The following is a 16,966-nucleotide window of genomic DNA, read 5'->3' as shown; positions in this document are numbered from 1 at the left end:
CCGGTGAACCCGACCGAGATGAACTCGTCCGGCCCGAAACCCAGTGGGCGCCGATCGGGCTCGCGGACCTCCCGCACCCCGACGGCCCGATCCGCCCGACGGCACGCGAAGGCCTCGCACACCGTCCCGCAGCCGCCCGAACGCCGCCGGTTGCGTCAACAGGCGCAGGCGAGCCGCGTCGTCATCCCGTCGTCGTTGACGATCCTCGCGATCTGCGCCGGACTCACCGCGATGCGCGCGGCCACCAACGGCGACATCAACGCCGCCATGGCGCTCGTGGTCGCGGCGGCCTTCCTCGACGGCATCGACGGCCGCGTGGCCCGATTGATGGGCGCGACGAGCCGCATCGGCGCCGAGATCGACTCCCTCGCCGACGCGATCAACTTCGGGGTCGTCCCGGCGATGATCATCTACTTCCACCTGCTCGACGGCCAGGATCTCGGCTGGGTGCTGGCCCTCGTCTACTGCTGCGCGATCGTCCTGCGGCTGGCCCGTTTCAACACCCTGCTCGACGACGACGAGGCCCCCGCCTACACGCGGGACTTCTTCGCCGGCGTACCCGCACCGGCCGCGGCGATCGTCGCCCTGCTGCCGATCGGTATGGAACAGCAGTTCGGCGAGGGCTGGTGGACGTCGCTGCCCGTCGTCGGGGGTTGGCTGGTCGTCGTCGCGTTCCTCGCGGTCAGCCGCATCCCGACATCGTCGTTGAAGACGGTGTCGATCCCGGCCCGCGCCATCGCCGGCCTGCTGGTGCTCGTGGCCGCGGCCGCGGCGCTGCTGGTCACGTTCCCGTACGTGTTGATGATGATCATGATCGCCGGATACGCGCTGCACATCCCGTTCGCGTGGCGCGCCCGGCGCTGGGTGGCCTCCCGTCCCGAGCACTGGGACGACAAGCCCGCGGTCCGCCGGGCACAACGACGCGCGCTGCGCACCTCGTCGCCGAACGGTCGGCGTCGCCGGCCAGTGCTCAACTCGCTCGGCCGCCTGGGCCTGAACCGTCCGACGGGACCGGCACCCGAACCGGCCGTCGCCGGACCGGCCACCACGGGGCCGGGCACCGCGGGGCCGGGCACCACTGGGCCGCGTCCGACCGAAAGCGAGTCCGAATGACCACACCGGCCTCCCTCACTCTCACGGCACGACTCAATCCGTCCGCGGCAGAGGCACGCCGCGGGATCATCCGGGTGCACCCCGAGGTGTTGACGGCGCTGTCGTTACGGGAGTGGGACGCGGTGTCGATCACCGGCGCGCGCGTCACCGCCGCGGTCGTCGCGGCAACCGAAGCGTCCGCACCCACCGGCGTCGTGCTCCTCGACGAGATCGCGTTCTCCAACGCCGGTGTCCGCGAGAACTCGGCGGTCGTACTCGCCCCGGTCGTCGTGCATGGTGCGAGCCGGGTGGTGGTGAGTGGTTCGGTGCTGGCCACCCAGTCGATCACCGAGTCGACGCTGCGCCGGGCGCTGCTCGGGAAGGTGCTCTCGGTGGGCGACGCGGTCTCCCTGCTCCCCCGCGACCTCGGGCCGGAACTGGCGGCCACCGAGGCGACCCGCGCGCTGGCCCGCTCGGTGGGCATCACGTGGACCACCGAGTTGCTCACCGTCACCGCTGTCGAGCCCGGCCCGTCGGTGGAGGGTCAGGTGTCGGCTCCGGTGAGCGTGCAGACGAACACCGCCGTGCTGTGGTCCACCACCGCCGGCGAGGTGTCCCCGCTCGCCGATCGCGCGCGGAGCACCTCACCCGGGATCCCGGGCGCACTCGGCATGGTCGCCGACGCCGGGGCCCACACCCGGTCGGCACCCGCGGCTCCGCCCGCCCGGCCCGTCGACGATGTACCCGTCCGTCCGGTGTCGGAGCTGGTCGGCGTCGACTCCCAGATCACCAAGCTCACCGAATGGCTCGCGATCACGCTCGACGAGCCCGACGTCCTGCGCACCCTGGGCGCCATGCCCCGGCTCGGGGTCCTGGTCACCGGCCCCGCGGGCGGCGGCAAGGCCACCCTGGTCCGGTCCGTGTGCGCACACCGGACACTGGTGACCGTCGACGGCCCCACCGCCGGGGCGACAGAGGCCAACGCCCGCCTGCGGCTGGTCACCGATGCCGTTGCCCGTGCGCGGTCCGGCGGCGGCGTCCTGTTGATCACCGACATCGACGCGCTGCTCCCGTCGGAGCCCGAACCGGTCGCGGCTCTCATCCTGGACGAACTGCGGTCCGGCATCGCCGACGGGCGTATCGCGCTCGTCGCCACGACCGCCGAACCCGTACGGCTCGATGCCCGCCTGCGCGACCCGTCCCTGTGCGATCGCGAGCTCGTGATCGGCCTCCCTGACGCGGCGACGCGCGCCCGCCTCCTGACGGCGATCCTGTCCGACGTGCCCACCGAGGGCGACCTCGACCTGACCGCGGTGTCGGCCCGCACACCCGGTTTCGTCGCCGGCGACCTGGCCGCACTCGCACGGGAAGCGGCACTGCGCGCAGCCACCCGCGCCAGCAGCGAGAAGTCCTCTCCCGCACTGCGCACCGAAGATCTCCTCGGCGCCCTCGACGTCATCCGGCCGGTGTCACGGTCCGACTCACCCGAGGTCGCACTGGGTTCGATCACCCTGGCCGACGTCGGGGACATGGTCGAGACGAAACAGGCGCTCACCGAGGCCGTCCTGTGGCCGCTCCATCACCCCGACACCTTCGCGCGATTGGGTGTGGCCCCGCCACGCGGCGTGCTGCTGTTCGGCCCGCCCGGGTGCGGCAAGACATTCGTGGTGCGAGCGCTCGCGGCGTCGGGTCAGTTGTCGGTGCACACCGTCAAGGGCGCGGAGCTGATGGACAAGTGGGTCGGGTCGTCGGAGAAGGCGGTCCGCGACCTGTTCGCCCGGGCCCGTGAGTCGGCGCCGTCGCTGATCTTCCTCGACGAGGTCGACGCGCTCGCCCCGCGCCGCGGTCAGTCCACCGATTCCGGCGTCGGCGACCGTGTCGTCGCATCGCTGCTCACCGAACTCGACGGCGTCGAACCCCTGCAGGACGTCGTCGTCCTCGGCGCCACCAACCGCCCGGACCTGATCGATCCGGCGCTGCTTCGACCGGGCCGTCTCGAACGTCTCGTGTTCGTACCGCCGCCGGATGCCGACGCACGCGGGGACATCCTGCGGGCGACCGGACGGGACGTGCCGCTCGACGGCGTCGATCTCGACGACCTCGCCGCCGACCTCGAGGGTTACTCGGCGGCGGACTGTTCGGCACTGCTGCGTGAGGCGGCACTGTCGGCGATGCGCCGGGACATCGACGCCGCGGCGGTGACCGCCGCCGATGTCGAGGAGGCCCGCCGCCGGGTCCGGCCGTCGCTGGACCCCGCCCAGGTCGAGGATCTCAAGGCCTACGCCGAGCGTCGTCTGGACTGAGCAGCGACCACCGTCGACCGGGTGCCCGTTTTCGTCGACTGTGCAGACATATCCGTCGACCGGGTGCCCGTTTTCGTCGACTGTGCGGAAATTTTCGTCGACTGGGTGCCCGTTTTCGACGACTGGGCAGACATATCCGTCGACTGGGCACGAGATACGGGCAAGGGCGAGCTTCAGCTCCCTGATCCGACGTCTCGCACGGATGGTCACATGTCGTCGCGCTGCAGGAAGGTCGGTGCGGACCGTTGACGGATGGTCGCGGCCGGTCCTCTTCCTCCGGATCGGACCATCCAATGGAAGACGATGCCCAGTCGACGAAAATGCCTGCCCAGTCGACGAGACTTCCTGCCCAGTCGACGGAATCTCCTACCCGGTCGACGGAAATCGACGCCCACCCGACGGGATCTCCTACCCAGTCGACGGAAATCGACGCCCAGTCGACGGGATCTCCTACCCGGTCGACGGAGCTGCCGAGATGAGAAGCGCCGGGTGAGTCCCGGAACACACCCGGAATAACCTCCGATAGTTGTTGGTTGCAACGATCACGCTATATCGTTGCATGTATCAACCAATCGGGTGCGCCGCAGCGCGCGCCGATTCGTGGCCCGCCCCGCCTCCTGTCGTCGCGGGCAACTTTCTTTCTCGGAGGTTTGTTTTATGAGTGCACCCGCTTCAGCGGTGGCGCCGGTCAAAGACGTACCGATGACGCATCGCCAGAAGATCGAGGCCCTCGTCGGCCTCCTTCTCGGCATGTTCGTCGCGTTCCTGTCCTCGACCGTGGTGTCCAACGCCCTTCCCACGATCATCACCGACCTGCACGGCACGCAGGATCAATACACCTGGGTCGTCGTCGCCACCCTGCTGGCGTCGACCGCCACCACCCCGATCTGGGGCAAGTTCGCCGACATCGTGAGCAAGAAGTTGCTGGTCCAGGGTGCGCTGGTGCTGTTCACCTTGGGTTCGGTACTCGCCGGACTCTCGACATCGGTCGACATGCTGATCGGTTTCCGCGTCATCCAGGGCCTCGGTCTCGGCGGGCTGCAGGCACTGGTCGTCATCGTCGTCGCGACGATGTTCAGCCCGCGTGAACGCGGGCGTTACCAGGGCCCGATGGCCGCCGTCATGTCGGTCGCGACCGTTGCCGGGCCGCTCATCGGCGGTGTCATCGTCGACACCAGCTGGCTCGGCTGGCGCTGGACCTTCTACGTCTGCGTCCCGCTCGCGATCATCGCGCTCCTCGTCATCCAGCGCACCCTGAACGTCCCGGTCGTCCGCAACAAGGTCAGCATCGACTACGGCGGCGCACTGCTGATCGCCTCCGGCGTCAGCACGCTCCTGATCTGGGTCACCCTGGCCGGCAAGAACTTCGCCTGGGCGTCGCCGACCTCGTACGGGCTCGTCGCGCTCGGTGTCGTGCTGCTGCTCGTGGCGGTGTATGTGGAGTCGAAGGTGTCCAGCCCGATCATCCCGCTGCACATCTTCCGGGACCGCACCACGACACTGGCCACCCTCGCCAGCGTCGGCGTCGGTGTCGCCCTGTTCGGCGGGGCCGTGTTCCTGGGCCAGTACTTCCAGATCGCACGTGGTTACTCGCCCACCGCAGCAGGTCTGCTGACCCTCCCGATGGTCATCGGGTCGATGATCTCGGCAACCGTCTCGGGCAACCTCATCACCCGCTACGGACGCTGGAAGCGATTCCTCGTCGCCGGTGCCGCGATGATGACCATCGGCTTCGGCCTGCTCTCGACCATCGACGCGCACACCGACATGGCCCTGGTCGGCGTCTACCTGTTCGTACTCGGCTGCGGCATGGGCATGACGATGCAGAACCTGGTCCTGGCGGTCCAGAACAACGTCACCCCGGACATCCTGGGTGCGGCGACATCGACGGTCACGTTCTTCCGTTCACTCGGCGGTGCCGCCGGCGTGTCGGTCCTGGGTGCGGTTCTGTCCAACCACGTGACCGACCTGATCGGCAAGGCCCTCGGTGCACTCGGCATCGGCTCCGGTCAGACCGGCGGCGGCAGTGCCGGGCTGGCGAACCTGAACGAGCTGCCCGCTCCGATCGCGGCCATCGTCCGGGGCGCCTATGGTGACGGCACCGCGCGGATCTTCCTCGTGGCGGCGGTCATGGCCGCCCTGAGTTTCATCGCCATCACCCTGATCAAGGAGGTCGCGCTGAAGACGATGAGCAGCGACGAGGAGCGTCGCGCGCAGGCGACGGCGGTCGTCGAACCCGCCGCGGTAGCCGCCGCACCGGGTGCCGACGCAACGGCTGATGCCGTCGCTGCCGACGACACCCGAACGGGCGACCCCACCAGCACGCGATGAGCACCATCGCGGTCGGGGTCGACCTGAGTCCCGAATCCGAGGCGGCCGCCCGCTGGGCGGTCGCCTCGGCCCGTGCCGGGGACCGCCTCGTGTTGGTCCACGGTTTCGCGGCGGCGACCGGTTTGACGCCGCTCGCCGAGTTCGAGTTCGAGTTCGACGTGGTCTCGACTCGGGATTCCGCGCTCGTCCACGTCGGCCGGCTGGCCGAGTCCCTCCGAGCCTCCCGCCCAGAACTCGACGTCACCACGCTCGTCGAGCACGATTTTCCGATCCCGCTTCTCACGCGGTTGTCCCGGGAGGTCGACCTCCTGGTCGTCGGCCATCATCGCCTCGGGGTGATCGAGCGCCTCACCACCGGCAGCATCAGCTCGGCGCTCTCGGCACGATCGCAGTGTCCGGTCGTCACCGTCCCCCACGGCCACCTCGCCGCGAGCGGTCCGGTCGTCGCGGCGATCGACGCGGCCGCGCCGTCGGACCTCGCACTCTCCACCGCCTTCGAATACGCACGCGCCATGCACGGATCAGTCGCCGTGGTCTGCGCGATCCCGGACGCGGCCACACCCGCTCAGATCGAGGCCGTGTACGCCCGCGGCGAAGCCCTGCTGGTGCCGTGGCGCGCACGGTTCCCCGAGTGCGAGGTGACGTTACAGCTGGTCAACGGGGATCCGTCCCGGGCGGTCACAGACGCCGTACCGCAGGCATCGCTTCTGGTGTTCACCCGCCCGCGCGCCGGCGCGACGCTCACGACCTGGGCCGGTTCGGTGGCCCGCGCCGCGCAGCACCACACCCGCTGCCCGATCGCGATCGTGGACCACAGCCCCGTCCACTGACTCGTCGCGCAAACCCTCTGGCTCTCGTGCCGGCTCAGATCGGCGCGCCCACTTGGACATTCGGTCCCGGTGAAACTACGCTGGTTAGGTCGTTGACACAGCGCGGAGAGGTGGGGCATGGCACGGCCATCCAAGCCGTTGATCAGTCGTGACGCGGCGGTGATGGCGTCCATCGACATCATCGACTCCGAGGGACTCGACGCGTTCAGTCTGCCGCGGCTCGCCAAGCATCTGGGCGTGCGCGCCCCGTCGCTCTATCACCACTTCGACGACAAGAACGAGATCCTCACCGAGGTGGCCCGCTACATCGCGGGCAAGGGAGTGCGTCGCCCACGGATGAAGCCCGGCCCGGATTGGCCCGAGTTCTTCGTGGGGCTGGCGCTGAACTTCCGGCAGTCGATCCTCCGGCATCGCAACGCCGCCCCGGTCCTCCTCCGGCATCTGCCGCGCGACCTGTTCACCTCGACGTACGAGGACACCGCGCAGTTCCTCCTCGACTCTGGGGTGCCGGTCGATCTCCACGTCCAGATCCTCGATGGCATGGAGACGTTGTCGATCGGCGCGGTTCTCATGGAGGCGACACGACCCGCCCGGACGAAGGCCACCATCTTCCCGAACGTCTCCCCCGAGTCCCAGCCGCTCCTGGCCGAGGCGCTGTCGAGAAACGAACTCACCCAACGCCAGCTGTTCGAGACGATGGTCCGCAGCTTCCTGCACGGCATCATCCGCGATCACGGTCTGCCGTCGTCCGACGACGAGGAGTCCGCGGTCGCGGGCTGAGCCTGGCCGAGACCCGCTGTCGCACAACCTGTGCGATCAGAGATCGAGCACGAGTCGCGGTGAGCGACTGCGCGACACGCAGATCATCATGCAGTCGTTGGCGGCCTGCTCGTCGTCGGAGAGCACCGAATCACGATGGTCCGGAACACCGTCGAGCACCACCTGCTCGCACGTCCCGCAGGTTCCCTCGCGACACGAGAAGTCGACGTCGGCGCCATCGTCGAGCAGGGCGTCGAGCACCGACCGGCCGGGCGGCACCGTCACCGTGCGGCCACTCCGCTCGAGCACCACATCGAACGTCTCATCGGTCGAATCGGTGGCCACCGCAGATCTCTTGGGCGTGAACCGCTCGATGTGCAGTTCGATGTCGGGCCGAGTGGCGCACACCGCCTCGATGGCCACGAGGAGCGGTTCGGGCCCGCAGCAGTACACGGCGGTGCCCGCAGACGCCCCGGCGATCGCGGACCCGAGGTCGAGGAGCCCGTGCTCGTCCTGGGGGCGCAGCTGGACACGATCCGGATGTTGTTGCGCGAGCGACGTTCCGAAAGCCATCCCGGCCGCGGTCCGTCCGCCGTACAGCAGCGTCCACTCCGCACCTTGCGCGTCGACCTCGTCGATCATCGGCCGAATCGGGGTGATGCCGATCCCGCCGGCGACGAAGAGATACGACGGAGCCTCGACGAGCGGAAAGTTGTTGCGCGGCCCCTTGACCGCGACCAGGTCGCCGACCGCCAGATCGTCGTGCACGCGTCGCGAACCTCCGCGGCTCTCCGGTTCGCGTAACACCGCCACCCGCAGACGATCCCGGTCGTTGACGTCGCCGCACAGCGAGTACTGGCGGATCAGGTCGTCACCCAGGATGAGGTCGAGATGCGCTCCGGGGTCCCACGCGGGCAGCGGCCTGCCGTCGGGGTCCACGAGGGTGAGGGACACGACGCCGTCGGCTTCGATGTCCTTGGCGTCGACGCGCAACTTGTCATGGTCCAGCACCCGCTGGTTCGGGCTGTTCTCGTTCACGCCCACGTCTTCCTCTGCAGTGGCCTCGTCGAGGGCCTCACCAGTGCGATCGTGCTGCTCATCGGAATGCCGGCGGCGGGCTCGCGGTGGTCCCGACCTGGTAGCAGGAGTGCACGTCCTCCTGCTCGAAGGCGAGCAGCCGGCACATCCGGACCGCCCCGGCGTCGTCGGGGTCGATCCGCAACTGCGACAGCTGAACTCCCGACTCCCGCTGATGGGTCATGGCCGCGACGAGCAGCGCGGCGCCCAGACCCTGGCCGCGCGCCCCATCGGAGAGCACGAGGGCATGGACCGGTGCGGTGCGCAGCTCCATGTGGGGACGATGGTCGGTGGAGAACCAGACGAATCCCACGACACCCCCGTCCTCGGTACGGGCGTCGACGACCTTTCCCTCACCGCGACGGAGGTCGGCGACCACGCGATCCCGATGGCGTGCGGGCAGGTTCGCGGACTGCAGCACCGCGGCGATCCCCTCGTCGTCCGGCTCCAACGCCCGCGGTTCGCCGAAGGTGATGCCGCCGGGTGCTTTGACGCCGTCGAGTGGGAGCGCGAACGGCCCGGTGAGGTGTCGGACCAACGTCCATTGCCGGCTCACCGCCGGGACGCCGAACCTCCGGGTCAGTCGACCCGACGCCGGATGTGTGGCGTAGGACCAGCAGCGTAATGCCTTGGCCCCGGTGGAATCCCAACCATCGGGGGCCGTCAGATCCAGTCCCACCTCCTCGACGAGGAGCGTGGTGATCCCCCGGGACCGGTAGTCGGGATGTACGACGTAGGACACCGTGCCGACGCCTTCGGTGTCGCCGGGGCGACGGTCGACCGAGAGATGAAGGTAGGCAACGGTCACCATCGGGGCGTCCTCGAGCGGACTGAGGTCGCGGCGAGCCCGAATCGGCAGGTGGGACACCGTCCGTCCTTCACCGGACACCTCCTGAACGGTGTGCGGAGCGATCGCCGAGAATCCGGCCTCGTCGTCGTATTCTGCTGCTACTCGGCAGAGTTCGAGTACCTCGTCGAGTTCCTCACCGATGAGTTGCGAGCGCCATTCGTATGTGATCATTCCTGTGCATTCCTGTCCGGGGGCTGGAGGACACCGTCGTCGACGAGGCGCTGGTACCGGTCCTCGTCGAGTCCGAGCACCCCGACGGCGATCTCGCGGGTGTCGGCACCGGGCGCCGGCGCCGGACGAAGGGGCGCGTCCGGGATCGACGTGAAGCGGGCCACGCGTACCGCGGTGGGCAGCGGGGCCGAGAGCAGCGGATGCTCCAGTTGCGCATAGGCGTCCCGTGCGAGCAGGTGGGGATCGGTGAGCAGTTCGGGCAGCCGCAGCATCGCACCGGCCGGCACGCCTGCCTCCTGGAGCGCCCACATCGCGTCGGTGGGTGTCCGGTCGGCGAGCCAGCCCGAGAGCACCTTGTCGGCCTCGGTACGGTTCTCGATCCGTCTCGCGACCGAGTCGAAGCGCGGATCGTCGGCGAGGTCCTCGCGGCCGATCAGCGTCGCGAGACTGCTCCAGTCCCGGTCGTCTCGAACGGAGACCGCAACCCATTCGTCTTCTCCGGCACACGGATACAGTCCGGCCGGTGCGGCGAACGGGTCGTCGTTGCCCTGCGCCGAGACCGAACCGGCGGCCAGCGATTCGCGTGCGAGCTGGCTGCCGAGAGCGACGAGGGCGGTGTCGGCCTGCGCGATCTCGATGTCGATCCCCTCTCCCCGTACGGTTCTGGCGATCAGCGCAGCGAGAACGGTCACCGCGCCGACCTGCCCGCCGATGTGATCGGGGTAGACGGTCGAGCCGTCGCTGAGACCGGTGTCGTCGTCGGAGTACCGCCACAGGGCCGACACACCGCACGCGGCGCGGACGAGGGGACCGTAACCGAGCCTCGTGTTCCACGGCCCGGCACTGCCGAATGCACTGCCCTCGGCGACGATGATGCGCGGATTGGACTGCCGCAGTTCGTCGTAGCCGATCCCCATCGCGTCGAGGGTCCCGGGTTTGAAGTTTGCGAGCACCACGTCGGCCTCGGCCGCGAGCCCGCGGAAGAGGTCCTTGCCCTCGGTGGTACGCAGATTCAGTCCCAGCGAGCGGCGATTGCGGTGACCCCAGGCGACCGACGGTGACAGGGTGCCCGGGCGTTTCGACTGCCGCAGGCCGTCGGGGAACTCGCGGTTCTCGACCTTGATGACGTCTGCACCGTGATCGGCGAACTGCCTTCCGAGTTCGGCTCCGAACACGACGACGCCCAGATCGAGGACGCGCAGCCCGGCGAACGGGTGCGTCCCCGGGACCGCCGGTTCGGTCTCGGGCCGCCAAGCCGGGCTCTCCCCGGACCAGGTGTGGTCGGTGGAACCCGTGTCGGCGTCCGGGGCCCGATGCCGAAAGCCCGCCCGTCGTCCGCCGAGCGTCGCATAACCGGAAGGGATGCGCGCGTCGACGCCCGGCGCGATCTCCACATCGACAAGTGTTCCCGCGGCGGCGAAGTGGTCGTTGACGAGCACCTCCCCGATCCGCAGGACCCCGCCGATCGGGATTCCGCGGGCAGCGCCTTCGGCGACCAGCTCATCCCGGGTGTGGTGGGCGAACATCTGCTCGATGAGCGGGTGCAGGCGGTCCGCGGCCGCGAAGCGCGCCGGGATCGTGTCGTACTTCGGGTCGGCGAACTCCTCGGGTTCACCGAGCCAGGCGAACATGGCACGCCATTGACGTTTCGCGAGAAGGCAGATCCGCACCTGCCCGTCCGCGCACCGGAGGACGGGATAGAAATTGGCCGCGTCGGGTCGGTCACGGGGGAAGTCGTCGCGCCGCCCGGCCGCGGCCGAGCCCTGGACGCCGAAGCCAGGGTCGAAACCGTGCACCACCGACTCGAATGTGGAGATGTCCACCAGCTGTCCGGCGCCGGTCCGGATACGGTCGTAGAACGCCAGCAGCGCCGACCAGGCCGCGTGCACACCCACGGACTGCTCGACGAGACCGGCCGGCGGCAACAGCGGATCGCGACCGGGCTCACCCGAACGCGACAGCACTCCACTCATCGCGTAGATCACCGATTCGGTGGCCTCCCAATCGCGATACGGTCCGGTCCGGCCGAAGCCGCTCACGGTCACCACGACGAGTGCGGGATTCGAATCCCGGAGCTCGGCGGGCGAGATCCCGCATCCCGCGGAACCCGAGGACACCGATTCGACGAGAATGTCTGCACCGCGGACCAGCTCGCGCAACCGGAATCGTCCCGATTCGGCGTCGAGATCGAGGATCACGAGGTCCTTGTTGGCGTTGTTGAGCGCGAACGGGATACTGATCCCGGCTTCGACCGGTTGCGCGTGACGAGACCGCGAGCCCCCTGGCCGCTCGACCCGCACGACCTCGGCGCCGAGGTCGGCGAGGAGACGGCCGCATGATTCAGCGAGGCCGTCGGTCACGTCGACGACCCGGACACCTGTGAGAGGCAGACCGTTCATGTCACTCCTGTCGAAACCGTGTGTGCGGGTTGAGCTTCAGCTGTGTCTTCTACCGGGCGGAAGTCAACGGGTGCCGAAGTAGACCGACTTCGTGGACAGGTAGGGCGTGAGTCCTTCCGGGCCCAGTTCCCTGCCGAGACCGGAGGCCTTCACGCCGCCGAACGGTGCCGCGAGGTCGAGTGCGTAGTGATTGACCCCGACGGTTCCGGTCCGGATCCGGTCGGCGATGCGGAGTCCGCGGGCCTCGTCCGCAGTCCATACCGTCCCGCCGAGGCCGTAGACCGAATCGTTGGCGATCCGCACCGCATCGTCCTCGTCGGCGTACTCGGTGACGGTGAGCACCGGCCCGAATATCTCCTCCTGCGCGATCGACGCGGAGTTGTCGACGCCGGCGAACACCGTCGGCTCGACGAACCAGCCCTGCGGTTGGTCGGTGGGAACCCCTCCGCCTGTCGTGATCCGATATCCGGCTGCGCGACCCGCGGCCACATGCCCGAGCACCCGTTCGCGCTGAACGGAGCTCACGAGCGGACCGATGGCGGTCGACTTGTCGAGCGGGTCTCCCACGGTCAGTGCACGTACCGTCTCGGTGACCGCGTCTACGACCTCGGCGTACCGCGACCGCGGAGCGAGAATGCGCGTGCTCGCGTGGCATGTCTGACCGTTGTTGACGAGCGAGACGTCGAGAAGGTTGCGGGTGAACTCGTCGAGATCGGCGTCGTCGGCCACGATCGCTGCCGACTTGCCACCGAGTTCGAGTGTCACCGGCCGCAGCAGCCGCCCGCACACCTCGCCGATCGCCCGGCCCGCCGCGGTCGATCCGGTGAACGCCACCTTGTCGATCCCGGGGTGCTCGACGAGGTACGCGCCGGCCGCACGATCCGCCGGGACGATGTTGAGGACACCCTCCGGCAGCCCGGCCTCCTGGGCGGCGTCGGCGAAGACGAAAGCGTCCAAAGCGGTTTCGGGAGCGGGCTTGAGGACGATCGTGCATCCCGCCGCGAGGGCGGGGGCGATCTTCATCGCCGCGAGCGGCTGCGGGTAGTTCCACGGTGTGATCGCCGCGACCACGCCGACAGGTTCACGCCGGACCACCGTCCGGCCTCCGAACACACCCGGCCGCACGTCATCGGTGTCGGCGTCGCGGATCAGGCCCGCGTAATACGAGAGCATCGCCGCGGGGCCGTACCCGTTGGTGGGTTTCGACAGCGCGATGGGCATGCCGTTCTCGCGGGTGACGAGCTCGGCCGTGTCACGCGCCCGCTTCTTCAGAGCGTCGGCGAAGCGATCGAGGAGGTCGGCGCGGTCGCCGGCCGAGATCGACCGCCAGGGCCTGGAGAGGGCCGATCGCGCGGCCGCGACCGCCCGATCGATGTCGTCGTTCCCGCCGAGCACAGTTCTGCCCAGCACCTTCTCCGTCGCGGCCTCGATGACCTCGAACCCGCCCCCCGAGGTCGACGGCGTCCAGCGTCCGTCGATGAACAACTCGTCTCGATCGACCATCGTCACTCTTTCTGAAGTGTTGTCACACAGGGTTTCTGCAATACGGCGCACCACCGCTTCGGCGGTGTCACACCGTGTCGGCGTGCCCGAACAGCACCGAGCTGACCAGCGGGGCCATCGGGCCTCCGATGAACAACGACGTGCGGGCGCCGGCGACCTGGTTGGTCGACGTGCCCCGGATCTGTCGAACGGCCTCGACGGCCAGGTTGAGTCCGTTGATGAACGAGTCCGCGATGTTGCCACCGCTGGTGTTCACCGGGAGCTTGCCGTGCGGCGCCGTGAGGTTCTCGACCGTCATCACGGTTCCCGCCGCCTCGCCAGGTGGGCAAAGACCGTGGTCGATGAGAGCGGCGACGGCCGGTCCGCTGAAGTTCTCGTAGACCTGCACCACGTCGACGTCGTCGGGGCCCAGGCCGGCCGAGGACCAGAGACGTTCCGCGACACCGGGTTTACCGTTGTTCGCGGGTCCGAATCCGGCGGTCGAGTACTGCTCGTCGTTGTCGACCCGTTCGCAATAGCCACCCGGCGCGCCCTGCGAGCCGGCCAGCACGAACGCCGGATCGCTCCGCAGTTCGCGCGCACGGTCGGATGCGACGAGCACGAGCGCGACGGCGCCATCGCTCTCCCGGGAACAGTCGTAGAGATGGAACGGTTCGGCGATCAGACGGGACGACTCGTAGGCGTCCTCGTCGAGCGGCCTGCCGTACCCCTGCGCGGTCGGATTCTGCTGCGCGTGCTGGTAGGCCGCCAACACGAGCGAGCGCATCGCCGATCGGGGGACGCCGTCGTGTTCGAGCATCCGCTGGGTGCGCATCGCGCAGATCTGCGCCGGCGAACCTACACCGTGGGCGAGGAAGTGCGGGCCGTAGTGGTATTTCGCGTAACCAAGGCGGCCGGTGCCGTCCTGCGACATCGCGCGGTAGACGACCACACACTGCGCCTGTCCGGTCGCGATGGCGACGGCCGCGTTGGTGATCGCGGCCGCGACGCTACCGCCACCGCCGCCCCACATCATGTTCGACCAGCGCAGCTCATCGATCATCAGTGCCGCGCCCAGGATCGGACCGTCGTTGGAACCACCTGCGTAGGAGACGAATCCGTCGATCTCGCGTGGTGACACACCCGCGTCGGCGCAGGCGTCGAGCACGGCCCGGATCGTCATCTGCTGTTCGGTCATCGGCGATTGCCCACGCTTGTAATGCATCTCGGCGACGCCGACCACCGCGGCCGCGCCTCGGATTCCGGTGTTCATCGGGCGTCTCCCTCGGTCTGTTCGGCTCTCCGCCAGCGAAGCAGTGGCCACGGTTCGCCGTCGCGCCGCTCGAACGTGCCCACCACCCGCTCGCCGATGCGCGGGGTCGACTCGGGGTCGTCGACGAGCATCCCCAGCACACGACGACCCCCGGCGTCGGCCAGTTCCACCAGCACACTGATGTACGGCAACGCGTCGCCGTACTCCTCGATGTAGGGGTACCAACTGCGGCTCCAGCTGTAGACCGTCCCGACCGGCTCCACCCGATGCCACCCCAGGTCGAACGAGTAGCAGGTGCCGCACACCGATTGCGGACTCCAGATCCAGGTCGCGCAGGAGCCACAGCGCTGCAGGCGTAGTTCCCCGGCCAGGAGACCGTCCCAGTACGGCTGATCGAGCTTGTCGTCCGCGGGTCCCCACGGCACGTCGACGGATGTCATGCCACCGACTCGGGTGCGAAGTTCTCCAGCGCTCCCGCATACCACTCGCCATCCCGGAGTTGCCAGATCGAACGGAGCCCGATCTCTCGGCCCTCGATGACGTAGACGGTCTCACCGATCATGCGGTCACCGTCGGCCCGGACACCGACGATCCGGTGGCCGTCGACCGCACCACGTGGGACGTCGACACCGTCGAACACGGCGGGCAGGTTTTCCGGGATCATGTCGGCAAGTGATGCTTTGAATTCACCGGCCACGACATGACCCACGTGCCGTTCATAGCGCCGGCGGAAGTTCTCCAACTCGGACATGGTCTCGCTCCTCACCGCCGACAGGACTCGGCGTCATTTCAATAAACCTTACGTCTTTAGTTAAATCGCGTCAATCGAGTCGCGCGGTGCCGTCTGCCCGGATGCGCACTTCCCGCCCGGCCACATCGGCGCCGGCGAGCTCTGCGAGATCGCCGTCGTCGGTGACGACGGCGAGTGTGCGGCCTCCGCCGGCGACCCGCGCGGCCAGGAAGGCCTTCTCCGGCAACCCCGTCCGATCGTGGACGACGGTCCAGGTCTCGATGGCGGCGACCCCTTCGTGGGACTCGACCACCGCTGTCGCGGGCTCCGAACCAGCATGCAGCCGGCGCACCTCGTCCGCGGCGTCGTACCGCCGGAAACCGGAGGCGGGAGGCCGGGTCGAGTACACGCCGAACGCGTGCTTGGTCAGGTAACCGCTGTTGGCGGTGACCAGTCCATAGGCCCCCGGGGACCGGCGCAGCGCGGTGGCCACAGTCGCGATGGCGTGGGTGCTGTAGTTGTTCCAGGGACCTCCCGCGAACGTCAGCCCGCCGGTGCACGTGAGAGGACGTGCCGGATCGTCGGTCCGCACCCCGAGTTCGGTGGCCGCGACCTGCACCGCCGACGGGAAGCACGAATAGATGTCGAGGTGCTCGACCTCGTCGATCCCGATCCCGGCGAGTGCGAGTGCCCGCCGGGCTCCCAACCGGATCGGTGCCGACCGATCCAGGGCCGGGCGGGCCGCGACCGCGTCGGTGTCCCGGGATTCGGTGCCGCTCTGGGGAAACACCCACGCCGAGGTGGGCACACCGAGTCGTCGGGCCGTCTCCGCCGAACACATGAGCAGCGCCGCACCCTGGTCGACCATGTTGTTGGAGTTCAACAGCTTCGCGTACGGCGTCGCGATCAGCCGATTGGAGTCCGACGGCGTGGTGAGCTCGGCGGGCGTGTACGTACGCCGTGTCCACGCATGCGGATTGGCGGCGGCGACCTCGCTGAACGACGACCACAGCTCACCGAGCCGCTTCTCGTGATCGGCGATGCTCCGGCGCGCCGCGATGCGCAGCGCCTGTTCGAACAGCGGGTAGACGAAGGACGGCCGGTCCAACCCGATCCGGCGCTCGCTCTCGGCTTCCATGGGGACGTCGGGGACCAGGATCTGCGCGGACGGGACGGTGTCGTCCTGGCGCGTCCACTCCGGGCGTTCACCCTGTGCACGCAGCTTCATCCGAGTCCGCCAGGACTCCGCGCCTCCGATGAGGACGACGTCGGCACGCCCGGCCGCGATGTCCTCGGCCGCGCCGTTCACCAGCACCTGCGGCGTACTGCCGCCGTTCCCGGTGTATCCGGTGTGGCGCGGACTCGCACCGATCCGGTCGGCCACCAGCGCGCCGGGATCACGGTAGCGCCACGACAGCAGCCCCACGACGCGTATCGAGTCGACCAGCGGGAGCAACCGCGCGGTTCCGGCCTCGACCGCCGCTTCCCGGGCAGCGTCGGCGATCAGATCGATCGGTTCGACACCTCCGTCGCGGGAGGTGATCTGGCCGCCGCCGACGAGAACGGGGGTACGGGGATCGATGGTCATGACTGCGCTGCCTCCAGGTCGACGACACAGCCCGCGGCTGCTCCCAATAAATCTAACAACCGTAGATAAGTGCCCGCAATC

General features: G+C 68.9%; 13 protein-coding genes. 5 read left to right on the top strand and 8 right to left on the bottom strand.

All coding sequences use genetic code 11. From position 1 onward, the window contains the following. Window positions 1-18 precede the first annotated feature (18 nt). From ACSUZC_RS03445 to ACSUZC_RS03425, 5 genes are all read left to right on the top strand, one after another. Complete coding sequence (locus ACSUZC_RS03445) at window positions 19-1,113, top strand: CDP-alcohol phosphatidyltransferase family protein (protein ID WP_439031528.1); 1,095 nt, start codon at window positions 19-21, stop codon at window positions 1,111-1,113. Beyond that, the gene (locus ACSUZC_RS03440; protein ID WP_439031527.1) at window positions 1,110-3,395 is read left to right on the top strand and encodes an AAA family ATPase; all 2,286 of its coding nucleotides are present in this window, start codon (window positions 1,110-1,112) and stop codon (window positions 3,393-3,395) included. The genes ACSUZC_RS03445 and ACSUZC_RS03440 overlap by 4 nt, the downstream gene beginning before the upstream one ends. Window positions 3,396-4,052: 657 nt before the next feature. Beyond that, window positions 4,053-5,726, top strand: coding sequence for an MDR family MFS transporter (locus tag ACSUZC_RS03435; protein WP_439031526.1), 1,674 nt, complete (start codon window positions 4,053-4,055; stop codon window positions 5,724-5,726). After that, on the top strand, window positions 5,723-6,556 hold the full coding sequence (locus ACSUZC_RS03430) for a universal stress protein (RefSeq protein ID WP_439031525.1): 834 nt from the start codon (window positions 5,723-5,725) through the stop codon (window positions 6,554-6,556). Before ACSUZC_RS03435 ends, ACSUZC_RS03430 begins: the two co-directional genes overlap by 4 nt. Before the next feature lie 117 nt (window positions 6,557-6,673). Then, the gene (locus ACSUZC_RS03425; protein ID WP_439031524.1) at window positions 6,674-7,336 is read left to right on the top strand and encodes a TetR family transcriptional regulator; all 663 of its coding nucleotides are present in this window, start codon (window positions 6,674-6,676) and stop codon (window positions 7,334-7,336) included. Window positions 7,337-7,372: 36 nt separating this feature from the next. Here the strand turns inward: ACSUZC_RS03425 and ACSUZC_RS03420 are convergent, their stop codons facing one another. From ACSUZC_RS03420 to ACSUZC_RS03385, 8 genes are all read right to left on the bottom strand, one after another. Next, the gene (locus tag ACSUZC_RS03420) at window positions 7,373-8,353 is read right to left on the bottom strand and encodes a PDR/VanB family oxidoreductase (RefSeq protein ID WP_439031523.1); all 981 of its coding nucleotides are present in this window, start codon (window positions 8,351-8,353) and stop codon (window positions 7,373-7,375) included. A gap of 58 nt (window positions 8,354-8,411) precedes the next feature. Beyond that, entirely contained in the window at window positions 8,412-9,413 is a 1,002-nt protein-coding gene (locus ACSUZC_RS03415) for a GNAT family N-acetyltransferase (protein WP_439031522.1), read from the bottom strand. Beyond that, entirely contained in the window at window positions 9,410-11,812 is a 2,403-nt protein-coding gene (locus tag ACSUZC_RS03410; protein WP_439031521.1) for a CaiB/BaiF CoA transferase family protein, read from the bottom strand. The genes ACSUZC_RS03415 and ACSUZC_RS03410 overlap by 4 nt, the downstream gene beginning before the upstream one ends. A gap of 63 nt (window positions 11,813-11,875) precedes the next feature. After that, entirely contained in the window at window positions 11,876-13,315 is a 1,440-nt protein-coding gene (locus ACSUZC_RS03405; protein WP_439031520.1) for an aldehyde dehydrogenase, read from the bottom strand. A gap of 67 nt (window positions 13,316-13,382) precedes the next feature. Next, window positions 13,383-14,567, bottom strand: a complete 1,185-nt coding sequence (locus ACSUZC_RS03400; RefSeq protein ID WP_439031519.1) for a thiolase C-terminal domain-containing protein — start codon at window positions 14,565-14,567, stop codon at window positions 13,383-13,385. Next, on the bottom strand, window positions 14,564-15,007 hold the full coding sequence (locus ACSUZC_RS03395; protein WP_439031518.1) for a Zn-ribbon domain-containing OB-fold protein: 444 nt from the start codon (window positions 15,005-15,007) through the stop codon (window positions 14,564-14,566). Before ACSUZC_RS03395 ends, ACSUZC_RS03400 begins: the two co-directional genes overlap by 4 nt. Next, on the bottom strand, window positions 15,004-15,318 hold the full coding sequence (locus ACSUZC_RS03390; protein WP_439031517.1) for a hypothetical protein: 315 nt from the start codon (window positions 15,316-15,318) through the stop codon (window positions 15,004-15,006). Before ACSUZC_RS03390 ends, ACSUZC_RS03395 begins: the two co-directional genes overlap by 4 nt. Window positions 15,319-15,388: 70 nt before the next feature. After that, window positions 15,389-16,885 (bottom strand): acetyl-CoA acetyltransferase, encoded by a 1,497-nt coding sequence (locus ACSUZC_RS03385; protein WP_439031516.1) that lies wholly within the window; start codon window positions 16,883-16,885, stop codon window positions 15,389-15,391. Between the last annotated feature and the right edge of the window lie 81 nt (window positions 16,886-16,966).

This window comes from Gordonia terrae (assembly GCF_051789125.1).
Taxonomy (GTDB): domain Bacteria; phylum Actinomycetota; class Actinomycetes; order Mycobacteriales; family Mycobacteriaceae; genus Gordonia; species Gordonia terrae_A.
This window is presented reverse-complemented; position numbering and strand designations above follow the sequence as displayed.

What these genes read in the sequence shown, in the direction of transcription:
- ACSUZC_RS03395 (WP_439031518.1), bottom strand. Translation starts at nt 15,007, where the DNA reads ATGACATCCGTCGACGTGCCGTGGGGACCCGCGGACGACAAGCTCGAT.
- ACSUZC_RS03400 (WP_439031519.1), bottom strand. Translation starts at nt 14,567, where the DNA reads ATGAACACCGGAATCCGAGGCGCGGCCGCGGTGGTCGGCGTCGCCGAG.
- ACSUZC_RS03425 (WP_439031524.1), top strand. Translation starts at nt 6,674, where the DNA reads ATGGCACGGCCATCCAAGCCGTTGATCAGTCGTGACGCGGCGGTGATG.
- ACSUZC_RS03405 (WP_439031520.1), bottom strand. Translation starts at nt 13,315, where the DNA reads ATGGTCGATCGAGACGAGTTGTTCATCGACGGACGCTGGACGCCGTCG.
- ACSUZC_RS03390 (WP_439031517.1), bottom strand. Translation starts at nt 15,318, where the DNA reads ATGTCCGAGTTGGAGAACTTCCGCCGGCGCTATGAACGGCACGTGGGT.
- ACSUZC_RS03415 (WP_439031522.1), bottom strand. Translation starts at nt 9,413, where the DNA reads ATGATCACATACGAATGGCGCTCGCAACTCATCGGTGAGGAACTCGAC.
- ACSUZC_RS03410 (WP_439031521.1), bottom strand. Translation starts at nt 11,812, where the DNA reads ATGAACGGTCTGCCTCTCACAGGTGTCCGGGTCGTCGACGTGACCGAC.
- ACSUZC_RS03430 (WP_439031525.1), top strand. Translation starts at nt 5,723, where the DNA reads ATGAGCACCATCGCGGTCGGGGTCGACCTGAGTCCCGAATCCGAGGCG.
- ACSUZC_RS03440 (WP_439031527.1), top strand. Translation starts at nt 1,110, where the DNA reads ATGACCACACCGGCCTCCCTCACTCTCACGGCACGACTCAATCCGTCC.
- ACSUZC_RS03445 (WP_439031528.1), top strand. Translation starts at nt 19, where the DNA reads ATGAACTCGTCCGGCCCGAAACCCAGTGGGCGCCGATCGGGCTCGCGG.
- ACSUZC_RS03385 (WP_439031516.1), bottom strand. Translation starts at nt 16,885, where the DNA reads ATGACCATCGATCCCCGTACCCCCGTTCTCGTCGGCGGCGGCCAGATC.
- ACSUZC_RS03435 (WP_439031526.1), top strand. Translation starts at nt 4,053, where the DNA reads ATGAGTGCACCCGCTTCAGCGGTGGCGCCGGTCAAAGACGTACCGATG.